At 41.6% G+C, this 13,003-nt stretch carries 14 protein-coding genes; 8 read left to right on the top strand and 6 right to left on the bottom strand.

Going from position 1 to position 13,003, the window contains the following annotated elements:
• Positions 1-69: 69 nt before the first annotated feature.
• From A6J60_RS04340 to A6J60_RS04330, 3 genes are all read left to right on the top strand, one after another.
• Complete coding sequence (locus A6J60_RS04340; RefSeq protein ID WP_096064888.1) at positions 70-420, top strand: hypothetical protein; 351 nt, start codon at positions 70-72, stop codon at positions 418-420.
• Between the two features lie 44 nt (positions 421-464).
• On the top strand, positions 465-776 hold the full coding sequence (locus tag A6J60_RS04335; protein WP_096066470.1) for a hypothetical protein: 312 nt from the start codon (positions 465-467) through the stop codon (positions 774-776).
• Positions 777-993: 217 nt separating this feature from the next.
• Positions 994-1,326 carry a hypothetical protein gene (locus A6J60_RS04330; protein ID WP_193778021.1) on the top strand — a complete coding sequence of 111 codons (333 nt, stop codon included), beginning with the start codon at positions 994-996 and terminating at the stop codon, positions 1,324-1,326.
• Between the two features lie 151 nt (positions 1,327-1,477).
• Here the strand turns inward: A6J60_RS04330 and rpmG are convergent, their stop codons facing one another.
• The 3 genes from rpmG to A6J60_RS04315 all read right to left on the bottom strand — a co-directional run bounded on the left by rpmG (position 1,478) and on the right by A6J60_RS04315 (position 3,177).
• Entirely contained in the window at positions 1,478-1,633 is a 156-nt protein-coding gene (gene rpmG / locus A6J60_RS04325; protein WP_019671862.1) for a 50S ribosomal protein L33, read from the bottom strand.
• Positions 1,634-1,705: 72 nt separating this feature from the next.
• Complete coding sequence (gene rpmB, locus A6J60_RS04320; RefSeq protein ID WP_007394060.1) at positions 1,706-1,942, bottom strand: 50S ribosomal protein L28; 237 nt, start codon at positions 1,940-1,942, stop codon at positions 1,706-1,708.
• Between the two features lie 443 nt (positions 1,943-2,385).
• Complete coding sequence (locus tag A6J60_RS04315) at positions 2,386-3,177, bottom strand: inner membrane protein YpjD (RefSeq protein WP_096064887.1); 792 nt, start codon at positions 3,175-3,177, stop codon at positions 2,386-2,388.
• Positions 3,178-3,681: 504 nt separating this feature from the next.
• Between A6J60_RS04315 and ffh the strand changes: the two genes are divergently transcribed.
• Positions 3,682-5,226, top strand: a complete 1,545-nt coding sequence (gene ffh, locus A6J60_RS04310; RefSeq protein WP_096064886.1) for a signal recognition particle protein — start codon at positions 3,682-3,684, stop codon at positions 5,224-5,226.
• 284 nt (positions 5,227-5,510) lie between these two features.
• A complete protein-coding gene (locus A6J60_RS04305) occupies positions 5,511-5,672 on the top strand; it encodes a DUF2256 domain-containing protein (protein ID WP_096064885.1) in 162 nt (53 codons plus the stop codon).
• A gap of 158 nt (positions 5,673-5,830) precedes the next feature.
• Here A6J60_RS04305 and torA read toward each other — a convergent pair whose 3' ends face one another.
• From torA to A6J60_RS04290, 3 genes are all read right to left on the bottom strand, one after another.
• On the bottom strand, positions 5,831-8,317 hold the full coding sequence (gene torA, locus A6J60_RS04300) for a trimethylamine-N-oxide reductase TorA (protein ID WP_096064884.1): 2,487 nt from the start codon (positions 8,315-8,317) through the stop codon (positions 5,831-5,833).
• A complete protein-coding gene (locus A6J60_RS04295) occupies positions 8,310-9,452 on the bottom strand; it encodes a NapC/NirT family cytochrome c (RefSeq protein WP_096064883.1) in 1,143 nt (380 codons plus the stop codon). The genes torA and A6J60_RS04295 overlap by 8 nt, the downstream gene beginning before the upstream one ends.
• 590 nt (positions 9,453-10,042) lie before the next feature.
• Entirely contained in the window at positions 10,043-10,978 is a 936-nt protein-coding gene (locus tag A6J60_RS04290; RefSeq protein ID WP_096064882.1) for a bile acid:sodium symporter family protein, read from the bottom strand.
• A gap of 598 nt (positions 10,979-11,576) precedes the next feature.
• On the opposite strand from A6J60_RS04290, the gene A6J60_RS13620 reads away from it, so the two are divergent.
• The 3 genes from A6J60_RS13620 to A6J60_RS04280 are packed head-to-tail and all read left to right on the top strand — an operon-like array spanning position 11,577 to position 12,996.
• A complete protein-coding gene (locus A6J60_RS13620) occupies positions 11,577-11,711 on the top strand; it encodes a hypothetical protein (RefSeq protein ID WP_264755566.1) in 135 nt (44 codons plus the stop codon).
• Positions 11,712-11,753: 42 nt separating this feature from the next.
• Complete coding sequence (locus tag A6J60_RS04285) at positions 11,754-12,068, top strand: helix-turn-helix domain-containing protein (RefSeq protein WP_096064881.1); 315 nt, start codon at positions 11,754-11,756, stop codon at positions 12,066-12,068.
• Positions 12,037-12,996: a reverse transcriptase family protein gene (locus A6J60_RS04280; protein WP_096064880.1), complete on the top strand. Its 960-nt coding sequence runs from the start codon at positions 12,037-12,039 to the stop codon at positions 12,994-12,996. The genes A6J60_RS04285 and A6J60_RS04280 overlap by 32 nt, the downstream gene beginning before the upstream one ends.
• Positions 12,997-13,003: the final 7 nt, after the last annotated feature.

Below are 13,003 nucleotides of genomic sequence, written 5' to 3'. Positions count from 1 at the left end.
TGATTTTAATTTAAGTGGCTTTTAATTTGAGCGACTTGAACACAAGTGGCTATTAATATAAGTGACATTATGAGTAATCATCATCTAGATCAGCAAGCCAATACAGTCGATAGCAATGACCCTAATACGCCAAGCCTGATACCCAAAAGCGTGACCATAGGGTTGGCGTCATTTGCATTGGTATTAAGTTTGGCCGGTTATGTATTTCGCTTATTGGCCGGTGATCCGTTGGCGGATGTTATCCGTCATGCGGCAGTGTTGGTACCTTTATTTGTGGTTGTTATCCCTGCCGGTTTTTGGCTGGGTTCAGTGATTATGAACAAAGTAAAAGGCATGCACATTCAGCGCCGTAATGCGTTAACCCTAGGCTGGCTGATTTCTTGTGTCACCATGTTATGGTTTATGGGCGCATACAGCTAGTTTACAAACAGCAGCCTATTGTTATAACTAAAAAAGGAACCAATTTGTCCATCTTTGATCGCAACTCATTTTATTATCCGTATCCTGAAAATATTCCCAAAGGCTTAATTAAAACCTTAATTATTGCCTGTCTACTGATGGGTTTATCAGGTTTACGTCATGCCGCAGGCTGGCAAGGTTGGCTGGCGGTATTCGAGCAGTGGCTGTTAATGCTGGTTATCTTTCCAACAGCGACTGCTGTCGTCGCCATACCGTTTAAATACCGAGATCCTAGCTTTGAGTTAAAGAATGCTTATTATCTGGGTATGTTCGTGGCACTGCTATTTACCCTCGCAAAACTGCGTTATTGGCGTTAAACAGTTGGTATGAAGTATTACTATACTTATGTACTAAGCGTTAAAGTGCCAAGCGTTAAATCCTAAATGCTGACGTATGGCTTATTAAAGTCAGTTTTGGCAACAAAACTTAGCGCTAGCAAGTTGCTGCAATGCATTGCAACAATTCAGGCTTGAAATTAGACACCAAAGCGTCCATTGTATAATGATACACAAGCCAATAAGAGGTGAATAAAGCATGGTGTTTAATTCTGATAAAGATAAATTCGAAATTGATATTGATACAGAAACTGGTGAGCGTCGTACACGCCAAGGCCAAGGTTTTGTACAAGAGACTGTGCTTGAGTTGGTTGAAAATGACCAAGGCCAAATCGTACTGCGTGATTCAGCCGATTCTGATGAGCCTTTAGTAACCATTGATTTTTCAAGCAAATTAAAAGATATCTTAGGTAGTGATGCTCAGTTTATTGGGCACAAAATGATTCATGCCGCCATTCAAGAGGTGATGCAGCGTCAAGTAAGCCAGTGGCATGCCAACGTCTATGATGAGGAACCTGAGCATTTTAGCTAAGCTCTGATTTAAGTTAAATCTATCCTAGCAATCAAACCAATAATAAAACAAAGTAAAAAGAAAGAGGCCGGTTATCAATTGATAACCGGCCTCTTTGCTCTAAAACCAAAACGCTTATAGAATCAATAAGCGATGGCCAATCAGTAATAAATTACTTGATTTTAGCTTCTTTGAAGATAACGTGCTTGCGTACTTTTGGATCAAACTTTTTGATTTCCATTTTGCCAGGCATAGTACGTTTGTTCTTGGTAGTGGTGTAGAAGTAACCAGTACCTGCAGTAGATACTAACTTGATCTTGTCTCTCATGATGCTTTCCTATTAAATTGTAAAAGTAAGATACTGTTTATTATTAACAGCTCTTGTTAGCCGATTAGCTGACTATACTTTCTCACCTTTGGCGCGTAAATCAGCAAGTACTTTATCAATACCATGCTTATCAATAATACGCATACCTTTAGTAGAAACGCGAAGACGAACAAAACGGTTTTCTGACTCTACCCAAAAACGATGGTTATGTAGATTTGGTAAAAAGCGACGACGGGTTCTGTTTAGCGCATGCGAAACATTGTTACCCACCTGAGGGCGCTTTCCTGTCACTTGACATACTCGAGACATGACGGACTCCTAATAAAGTTGTAAGGCATCGGTTGTGGCATGTAAATCATGCCGGAATAATAGATTGCCTTAACTACTCAAGATAACGAATCACAATGCGGTTATGGACACATAGGACTGCAACTTGAATAAAATGTTAACAGAAAGGTATTGGCCAACCCTTTATTCGCCACAACAAATAAAGAGGAACCATGATAAAATTTTTAAGGGCGTATTTATACCACAGAAATGGTATTTTTTCAAATCAATTATCCCGCTATTATCGCACAACTTAGCGCAAACGTTAAGCATAAACCGATAAATATTAACAAAACTCACAACTTAGCCACGATTTATTGTAACCAACGCCAGTAAACTGATAGGGTGAGTTGAAACGGGGGCTAATTACTAACTCAGTTGAGGACCTTATTCAGATAAATCTAAGCTTAAACAACAGTCTACAGCTACAGCAGCATCTCGAGCACAAACTTACTTCCGATAAAGCCAATCGCTAATAAAATAAACGCCCAGATTGTCATGTTGGCTGCTCGGCGACCACGCCAACCATATTTCCAATGACCGACCAATAGAGCACCAAATAATAGCCAAGAGATGATACTAAACACCGTTTTGTGGACAATGTGCTGACCTAATAAGTCGCTGACATAGACAAAGCCGACCGCTAACGCAACCGTTAAAATAGTAAAGCCAACCAAAATCATATCAAATAATAGTGATTCCATGCTTTGTAACGGCGGTAGTTTATCGACCCAGAAGCGCTGTTTGGTTTTGTGCTTGAGCTCACGGATTTGAATACGCACAATCAGCGCCTGTACCGCAGCCATTAACAACATACAGTAAGCAGCGATAGATAAGATAATGTGAAGTTCAAGACCAGCGCTAATATCAGTTAAGGGCGCATAAGGCGCCACACCAAAATAGCCTAAGCTAAGACCAATCACAGCCAAAGGGGTCGCGAATACCCCTAAGCTAAGTACGGGACGATAAAAGCTGAACATCACGTAAAATAAGGTAAAATAGAAGCTGATTAGGCTGGCGGTGTTAAATAAGTTGAAATTTAGCCCATAAAGGGTAAATATATGAGGGTAGATGGTAATGGCGTGCGCCACTAAGCCGACCAATAACATGCCGATAGTGAAGCCCTTGGCGATGGGTTTCATCTTTAGTAGCGCCCATAATAAATGGCAGCCAACTAGGGTGTAGACGATAAGAGCGATCAGGTATGCGAGCAACACGGTGTTTTGGTTTCCAAATAAATCGAGTTAACAGGTTAGGCCGTATAATGTTTGGTATACTAGTATGCTATTCTGTATGGTTCAGCGTAAACTTGTCGCGGCATATCAGCAGGGATAGCGTGTTTAACAGCTGACCTGCGAGACGATAGTGCCACACTCAGACAGGCTACAGAAAGCCTAATATGCTAATTTAACATAGAATGACTCTTATTTGCGATTGTTATTAATACCAAATGTTATTGATGTCAACGCCTTGTCATGACGCTAAATACGCTTAACGCTGAATAGGCCGAAAGATGGTGAATAAAGCCAAAATTGGCTTGAAATTAGCGGCCAACAACCGAATTATGACATCAACAGATGTATACGCTAAACCGTTATTAAGTAATAAATAATTAGCGACAACCGATTTGCGATATAAAGTAGCAGTGATTACTTAAAAGTTAAAACTTAAAACCAATATTTAATTTGTAAATTTAACCAACGATTGATTGAGAACCCCTTATGTTTGATACGTTAACCGAACGACTCTCTGGCAGCCTGCGTAAAATCTCAGGCTCAGGTCAACTGACTGAAGATAATATTAAAGACACGCTACGTGAAGTGCGTATGGCACTGCTTGAAGCGGATGTTGCCTTGCCGATTACCCGTGACTTTGTGAAGCGCGTTAAAGAAAAAGCGCTGGGTCAAGAGGTATTAAAAGAGCTGGCACCGGGTCAAGCTTTTGTCAAAATTGTCTATGATGAGCTGACAGAAATGATGGGCAGTGCCAATCAGCAGCTTGAGATGACAGGTAAGCCACCTGTGGTTTATTTATTGGCCGGTCTACAAGGTGCGGGTAAAACCACTACCGCGGGTAAATTAGCCAAATATCTACAAGAGCGTCATAAGAAAAAAGTCATGCTGGTCTCGGCCGACGTCTATCGTCCAGCCGCTATTAAGCAGCTAGAGCAGGTCGCCGGTCAGGTAAATGCCAAGTTCGTTAATTCAACGGTTGATGAAGATCCGATTGATATCGCCAAGCGCGCTATCGAAGAAGCTAAGATTCAGTACCAAGATATTCTGATTATCGATACCGCAGGTCGCTTGCATATCGATGAGAATATGATGGATGAAATTAAAGCGTTAACCGCTGCGGCTAACCCATCTGAGACCCTATTCGTGGTTGACTCGATGACCGGTCAAGACGCGGCTAATACCGCGAAAGCCTTTAACGATGCGCTACCACTAACTGGTGTTATCTTAACCAAGACTGATGGCGATGCGCGCGGCGGTGCGGCGTTATCAGTACGTGCCATTACTGATAAGCCCATTAAATTCTTGGGTCGTGGTGAGAAGTTAGATGCGCTTGAAGCCTTCCACCCTGAGCGTATTGCTCAGCGTATCTTGGGCATGGGTGACGTCTTAAGTTTGGTTGAAGAAGTTGAGCAAAAGATTGACCGTGACAAAGCCGAAAAAATGGCGAAGAAAATCCAAAAAGGCGGCGACTTTGACCTTGAGGATTTGCTAACCCAGTTCCAGCAAATGAAAAACATGGGTGGTATGGCCGGTTTCTTAGATAAAATGCCAGGCATGAGTGGTGCTGGTGTGAAAGAAGCGCTAGAAGAAGCCAAGCCAGAAGAAAAAGTGCGGGAAATGGAGGCGTTGATTAACTCAATGACGCCTTATGAGCGCAAAAACCCAGACAAGATTAACCCAAGCCGCAAGCGTCGTATTGCTGCCGGTTCTGGTAAAGAGATTCAAGACATTAACCGTCTGCTAAAACAACACAAACAGATGGCAAAAATGATGAAAATGCTATCGAAGCCTGAAGGGTTAGGCAAAATGATGAAAGCGGTGCAAAGCTTAACCGGCATGGGCGGTGGTGCTCAAGGCGGTGGCGGCCCATTATTTGGCGGTGGTAATAGCGGTGCTAAGCCAAACCAAGGTGCTGGCGGTATGCCTCCATTTGGATTAGATCCAAATAATATGCCGAGCAAAGAAGATATGGAACGTCAAATGAAAGATTTAGAAAAGCAGCTACCACCTGACTTTAAAAAGCGCTTTTAAATCAGTGCACTGATTAATTGCTGACTCTAATGTCATTCGATAAAGACCAGGTCGCTTGATCTGGTCTTTTTTATTGGCTGGTTTAGATTGCCTTGTTATTTAATACCAATATTTAACAGCATTATTTAATAACAATACTATAGTCAAAGAAATCTAAAATGGTTACAAGGCAACCGAGCGCAAGTACTACAAATGTAGGCTTAGCGAGGTTAACACCGTAACCGTTTAGTATTTCGCTGACTATAAGTCACCACTGCTAATCATTACCTATAAGGATGCCCGCTATGGCGCATAAGAAAAAGAACGTCCGTAAAAAAGAATGCCCAGTTTGTGAGCGTGAATTTAGTTGGTCAAAGAAGCTCGATAAAAATTGGGACAACATGGTGTATTGCTCTGACCAATGTCGCCGAGTTAAAAAGTATGAGGGCGTGGAGAAGCCTGAGTAGGGAGGCGTATTAGAGTCATACTCGATAAATAAGGCAAGGCTAGGGTAAAACTTAATTGACTGTCGATAGAAGTGATGTGGTAAAAGTGGTGCCATATTTAAATACAGCACCACTTAGAGTCGTTTAAAACCACTTACATTGATGCAATAGCGACGGTATTAGCTCGCGCCCTCAGGTGGTGTAAATGCACTTAGAGGTTGTGCCTCGCCGGTGTACTTTTCAACGTTTACTAAGGCAGTCTGGCCTGTATTCCCTTGTGCTAATGAAGAGGTACCGCGGTCAATAGCCAGCACGTTACCACAGCCATTTTTACACAAGGCATTGTCACTGCCATCGGCTGGATCGTACCAAGCGCCTTCATGTAAGGCGATAACATTCTCAGTCACTCTATCATTGACCACAGCACCAGCCAACACCTGCCCGCGATCGTTATAGATACGCACTAGGTCGCCATCTTTAATACCGCGCGCATCCGCATCTTTTTTGTTTAGCCACACCGGCTCACGATCTGCAACCGCATATTGCTTTCTTAAGCTGGTTTGGTTCAGCTGAGAGTGCAAGCGGTAATGACTATGAGGGGTTACCATCTGTAGCGGATATTTTTCATCGGCATTGCCTAGATACTCAACAGGTGGCAGCCAAGCGGCGTGACCTCGACAATCTTCATAATTCATGTCATCGATGGTTTTTGAGAACAGCTCGATTTTACCAGACGGTGTACCCAACGCTTTTAAGATAGGATCTTCACGGAAATCGGCATATCTCACCCAGTTCTTACCTTTTTCAGTTACTGGGTTGGTATAGACTTCATTGCGTGCCCAGAACTGTACAAACTTTGGCATCGGAATGCGCTGTTGTCTGGCTGCGCTTTGCGCTTGATTATAAAAATGAGCCAACCAAGCCATCTCATCACGACCTTCAGTAAAGGCTTCTTCTACCCCAAAACGCTTAGACAGCTCCGTAAATACCTCTAGATCATCTTTAGCTTGGCCTACTGGTTCGACCACTTTTTTCATAGGCACAATATGCATATTGGAGTAGTCACCGGTCATGGTTAAGTCGTTACGCTCATAACTGGTGGTTGCTGGTAGTACGATGTCAGCATGCTTGGCTGTTGCCGTCCAGTAAGGGTCAGATACGATAATCACCTCTGGTTTTTGCCAACCTTTGCGCAGACGATTTAGGTCTTGGTGATGGTGGAAAGGGTTACCGCCGCACCACCAGATAAACTTAATATGCGGGAAGGTGCGCACCTCTCCATTATATGGATATTGAGTACCTGGATTATGCAGCGCATCAGCAATGCGAGCCACTGGGAAGGAAAGCTCAGTTTTGGCCAATAACCAGTCTTTGTTATTGGCAGAGCTGCCTTGGCTCGATTCCGATGTCAGTCCGATATTTGGCAGCACACCGGCTTTATGCTCAGGCACACCGCCATTAGAGTAGTGGTATGACAATCCAAAGCCGCCGCCTGGCAGACCAATTTGACCGAGATAGGCCGCCATAGTGACTAGCATCCAGTGAGTTTGCTCGCCATGATGTTGACGCTGCATCGCCCATCCTGCCATAAACATGGTGCGGTTTTCATGGAATAGCTTGGCCAGTTCACGGATTTTGTTGGCAGGAATGCCACAGATCTCAGCTGCCCATTCAGGGGTTTTTTCGACCTTATCGAAGCCATTGCCTAAGATATATTCTGTGACGATATCTGAGCCGACACAGTAGTCTTCAAGGAACTGTTTGTCATACCAGTCATTACGAATAAGCTCATGACAAATACCCAACATAAGCGGCACGTCAGTGGTTGGGTTAACCGGTATCCACTCGGCTTTGTCACCTAAGAACTCAGCGGTTTCAGAATAAGTCGGGTCGATAACCAGAACTTTGATATTGCTTTCTTTTAACTTGGTTAGGTAATCAAGACCCTGACAGTCCGATGAGCCCCAAGCAATTTGCGTGGTGTTGTGTAAGTTGGCACTCCAAAATACCACCACCTTACTGTCTTTTAGCACAACCTCCCAGCTGGTTGGCTGCTCGTACACTTCAACGGTACCCAATACGTGAGGCATGATAACTTGAGCCGCGCCAGTAGAGTAGTCGCCTAGGTGTCCAACGTAGCCGCCTGATGCAGTAAAGAATCGCTGCATTAAGGTAAAGGCTTTGTGCAGCACACCCGAGGAGCGCCAGCCATAGGAGCCTGCAAAGATGCCTTCTGAGCCATAGGTATCACGCACACGTCGAATTTGGTTTTCGATTAAGTCGTATGCCTCATCCCAAGAGATGGGCACAAACTTATCAGAACCACGCTTACCGTCTGGATTTTCGATATTATTTAGATTATCCAAAAATCCTTTACGTACCATAGGCTGCTTGATACGCACTTTGCTATATAGCTGATCAGCGACGACAGATTGCAGCGGGTTTTCGATGCTATTTTTAATCACAGGTTCAGACTTAATGACTTTGCCATCTTTGACAGTGACAGATAAGGGTCCCCAATGCGCTGCGGTAATGACCTTTCCATCTTTGATCGATTGTGCAAACACCTTATTCAGTGGTGCTAATGGGGAGAGGGCAAAGGCACCGGTAACCAGCGCACTGGTCTTCAAAAAGTCACGTCGACTACAATTAATACGCTTACTCATTACCTTCTCCTTTCATATCTTTCGCCGCATTTTGTAAGTAATAGGTGAGAACCATTTGATCAGACTCAGACAATGATGTCCGTCCTACCATACCTTCAACGATAGGTGCCCATTGGTTGGCAGTGTAGTGGCTGGCTGGAATCACAGCATGACAGCCGCCGCAATAAGCATTGTTGAGCTCATTACCGTAAGCCCACAGACCATCTACATCATCAATAAGATTGTCTTTTTTAGCCCAAGCGGTGATAGATACAGGGCGCCACTGACTATTGCTGTCCTTATCAAGCGTATAGTCACCATTGACTTCCAATTTATCCAATAGCTCGTCATTTAGGACGGCACCGACAATGCGCTTACCAAAGGCGGTATAAATAACCTGCTCTGCGCCTTGCTGCTGAAAGCCTTCTACTTTCAGTTGCTGCATATCGTTTTGGCTTGATACGACGCTAGCGTTAACACCAGGGAAAATACGACCGGCTTTTTCATCTGCTTTGTCATCGCTAAATAAGGCAGCTTCTGCGATAGGGTATAGGGTTTTTGCCGTGTTAGAGGTTTGCGCAACCAACTGGTTTAATTTGGCACCAGCTTCTTTTGCGCTTTCAGTGAATTCAGGTGGGAAGTGGGCAACACCACGGTGACAGTCAATACAGGTTGAACCTTGCTGCTCCATCAGCAGGTGTTCCTGTCTGGCTTTATTTGACTGAGCATAAATATCCCACACATCTGACTGGTGGCATGAACGGCAGGTGACAGAGTCGTTCTTTTTCATATCTGCCCAAACACGTTTTGCCATTTCGCCACGTTTTTCTTCATAAGCTTCTGCATCAGGAATGCCGCCCATGATTTCGTGATAGACGTCTTTTAAGCCAGTTGTGGTTTTGGTTTTAAAGTAATTCCAATCGGTATCGTGAGGGATATGACAGTCGGCACATCCTGCTTGAATGCCTTTAGAGTTAGAGAAGTGATTACTGCCTTCCCATTCTAATTTGGCACTTTCCATAGAGTGACAACTGACACAAAAATCGTTGGTGCTGGTGGCTTCAAGCGACCACTGGGTGAGATATAACGCTATGGCACCAATGAGCATGGCGATAGCGACCAACAGTATCAGACCTTTTTTTCCAAGCTTATCCATCAATATTCTCCACGATTGGCTAGACGGCTAGGCGTGTTCTCATTGAGTTCGATATCGTTATTAAGGTTTAAACGATGATGTTGCGTTCTTGGCTAATTAAATGAGGACACATCCAAATACAATATAAATCCAAATAAAATTCAAAATAAAAACGGGTAAAAGCTGTTCATATCGTCCTATGATTAATGACAGCTAATCAATAAGGTATCTAAATTAAGATTAAGTTACACTAACGAAAGATTAAACATACATTTAATATAATTCATTACTTATTGTAAGGATTTGGAAGCATTTTTGGTAGGGCAAATTGTATCTATTTTATTATTGAGGCGGTTTTAATATAAATTATCTATCATGATGTGGCTGAGCGATTATCAAACAATCATTTAATAGTTAGGTTTCTAATTGTTAAAGGTCTTATTTAGCCAATGGCTGATTTGGGTGATGTTGAATTGAAGTGGGATGTTTGAGCTTAGAGGGAGGGTTAGAGATTAGAGAGAAGAATCATTGGGTTAAAACAGAAGGGATATCATTAGGCAGTGGTTATACTGCCTAATGAGGTAAAGATTTGAATCAGTTGCTGTTTAATATCAAACAGCGTCTTTATCTTTATGCGCGAAGAAGTTAGCAAGCAAGGCGCCACTGACACTGTGCCAAACACTAAAGATGGCACTGGGTAAGCCAGCAATCGGGCTAAAATAAAGAGATGCGAGGGCAACGCCTAATCCAGAGTTTTGCATGCCAACTTCGACCATGATGGCGCGTCGCTGGGTTTCATCAAATCCACTCAGTTTGGCAATGACATAACCCATCACATAGCCGATAGTGTTGTGTAGCACCACTACGACAAATACTAGAATACCACTGGTTAAGATAGTATCTCGTGACATAGCAACCACGGCTGCAATAATCAATGCGATACCGAATATCGACACGAGCGGTAGGGCATCTTCTACGACACTGACCTTATCACCAAGTAGTTTATGACACAGTAAGCCGAGTAAAATAGGAATAATCACAATCTTAGTAATCGACAGCATCATGTTGGCCAGATCGATATTGATTAACTCGCCAGCGAAAAGCTGAAGTAGCAGCGGGGTCAGAATAGGGGCAAGCACGGTAGAGATAGAGGTGATCGAGACACTTAGAGCCACATCGCCTTTGGACAAAAATGTAATCACATTGCTCGAGGTGCCGCCAGGACAACAGCCAACTAAGATAACGCCAATCGCAATCATGGGATCTAGTTTAAATACCACGGTGAGCAAGTAGGCGATTAATGGCATTAAGGTAAACTGAGCCAGCAGGCCAATAATAACCGGCTTTGGACGTTTGATAATTTCAACAAAGTCACTGGTTTTGAGTGTGGTACCCATACCAAACATGATAATGCCCAAGATTGGCACGATAAATTTAGCAAATGAGGCAAAAAACTCTGGGAATAAAAATCCCAACACGGCACTAACGATGGCCCATATAGAAAATGTTTTGCCAACCCATTGAGAGGCATTAGCGATTACTTGCACAACGTAACTCCAGACAAAAGTTTAAATAAAGAAAGACTTAAATTAGCATGAATTAATCGGCTAAGTCATGAAATTGTTTTGTGCAGTGAAGAGAAATAAGTTGGTGATTCGGGTAAATTTTTGTGAGGAGTATTTTGTTAAGTAGCCAATCCTGCTATCCGCTACTATCAGGGCTAAAACTCACCTAAGGTGGGGTAGTGTTTTTTTAAAGCAATTAGTCTATAGGTTGGGTGACAAATAGATATAGTTATAAAGTCAGTATTTGTTCGCTATTTGAGAACTAAAATTTGCAAATAGCGAATAAATATTGTTGACATGATATTTTTAATAATTATAATTAGAGCTGTTAGTTGATGTATAGACGAACAACTCATCATTAATATTAGGTAATATTTTACCTGCGGAGAATTAATTTTCTCTACCTCTTGCCGGGCACATGCGTTCTCGACTCGACGTATCATAATAGCTCGGTATATAGTGCTTGCTTGCGATGAGTGCAAGCAAGCACTCTGTAAGGATTGACCGCTGGTTAAGTCTGTTCTTCTAGTTGCGATGAGGATACTAGTAATCCTGCTAGTATTAACTAGGAGATGTGTATATGAATAATTCAACTAATAATCAGCAACCGCCTAAGAGAACCAAAAAATGGTTGAAAAGACTTATTTTTGGGTTAGTAGAAGTTCTTAAAGTTATTTCAAGTCTACTAAATATTTTAAGATTCTTTGATGATTAACTCTTAGGCGTTGTCCTTAACAGATTTGTTATGGAGTCTTATATGCTAAATGATGCGTTAAAAAAAATACGTTTGTTTCATAATATGAAGCAAAATGAACTTTCACAGCAACTTAATATCTCTAACTCTTATCTTTCTGAAATTGAAAGTGGCAAAAAGCCTCCAAGTATTGAGCTCCTACAAAGCTATGCGACAGTATTTGATATACCTGTCTCTTCTCTTTTGTATTTTTCTGAACAGTTAGAGAACGAAGGCAAAATCTCTAAAAGTTTTAGGATTAAATCGGCAGGATTTGTTTTAAAGCTTTTAGACTGGAGTATTAAAAGTGAGCAAAAAGAAACTAAAGGTAAAAGCTAATAAAACGTATCCTTTAAATCAGTGCTTGCTCTATAAGGTTCCAAGCTTAAAAAAACTTTGTGTAATTCTGAAAATAACTAAAGAAGAATTGCTTACGTTGATGGCAGACTCTGAAAGTAATGGTTTGTATAACTGCTATGAGAATAAAGAAGGACGTTTAATTCAGGAACCTAGAGACTTGATGTATGTTGTGCATAACCGCATAGCTAACTTGTTATCAAGAGTTAAAACACCTGATTATATTCATTATTCAAAAAAAGGTCACTCTCATATAAGTAATGCAGAAGTACATTTAGATTCAAATCAGCTCATGACTTTTGATATTAAGTCATATTATCCTAGTATTAGTAGTGAGTTAATAAGAAAGTTTTTTAGACATAAACTCAAGTGTGAGCAGGATATCGCTTATCTTCTATCTAAGTTATGTACTATTGATGGTTCACTACCGACAGGCAGTCAGATTAGTGTTTATCTATGTAATTTAGTTAATTTAGATATGTTTAACGAAATGAAATTGCAATGCGATAGATTTAACCATAAATTTACAGTTTATGCGGACGATATTACGATATCAGGTGAATCTGTAAATGAAAGCCATTACAACGTAATGAGAAAAATCTTGGAGCGTTATGGTTACGAAATTAAAGAAAGTAAAACTAAGCGATATACTTCAAACCAAACTCCAATAGTTACAGGTATCGCGCTTACAAAGAATCTAGACGCTAAGAATGATTTTTATAAGCAGTTAAGGCAGTTATGCGATGATATTAACTTCATTATAGATAATGCTTCTTATGCTCAACTTAAGGATGAGTATTATTCTCTTAAAGGTAAAGCTCAATATTTAAAGCAGTTGCAACAAAAAGTCCCAGAGTTTGTTTTTACAACACAAGCTAGATTAGAAAAGAAATTAGAAGGACAGATTTGAATATTTC

Source organism: Psychrobacter sp. FDAARGOS_221 (assembly GCF_002313155.2).
Classification (GTDB): Bacteria; Pseudomonadota; Gammaproteobacteria; order Pseudomonadales; family Moraxellaceae; genus Psychrobacter.
The sequence above is the reverse complement of the archived record's forward strand: the minus strand, read 5'-3'. Positions and strand labels throughout refer to the sequence as shown.

Bases quoted from the DNA above. Each gene is read 5' to 3' on its own strand.
- A6J60_RS04340 (WP_096064888.1), top strand. From the start codon at position 70: ATGAGTAATCATCATCTAGATCAGCAAGCCAATACAGTCGATAGCAAT.
- A6J60_RS04330 (WP_193778021.1), top strand. From the start codon at position 994: ATGGTGTTTAATTCTGATAAAGATAAATTCGAAATTGATATTGATACA.
- rpmG (WP_019671862.1), bottom strand. From the start codon at position 1,633: ATGAGAGACAAGATCAAGTTAGTATCTACTGCAGGTACTGGTTACTTC.
- rpmB (WP_007394060.1), bottom strand. From the start codon at position 1,942: ATGTCTCGAGTATGTCAAGTGACAGGAAAGCGCCCTCAGGTGGGTAAC.
- ffh (WP_096064886.1), top strand. From the start codon at position 3,682: ATGTTTGATACGTTAACCGAACGACTCTCTGGCAGCCTGCGTAAAATC.
- A6J60_RS04305 (WP_096064885.1), top strand. From the start codon at position 5,511: ATGGCGCATAAGAAAAAGAACGTCCGTAAAAAAGAATGCCCAGTTTGT.
- torA (WP_096064884.1), bottom strand. From the start codon at position 8,317: ATGAGTAAGCGTATTAATTGTAGTCGACGTGACTTTTTGAAGACCAGT.
- A6J60_RS04295 (WP_096064883.1), bottom strand. From the start codon at position 9,452: ATGGATAAGCTTGGAAAAAAAGGTCTGATACTGTTGGTCGCTATCGCC.
- A6J60_RS13620 (WP_264755566.1), top strand. From the start codon at position 11,577: ATGAATAATTCAACTAATAATCAGCAACCGCCTAAGAGAACCAAAAAA.
- A6J60_RS04285 (WP_096064881.1), top strand. From the start codon at position 11,754: ATGCTAAATGATGCGTTAAAAAAAATACGTTTGTTTCATAATATGAAG.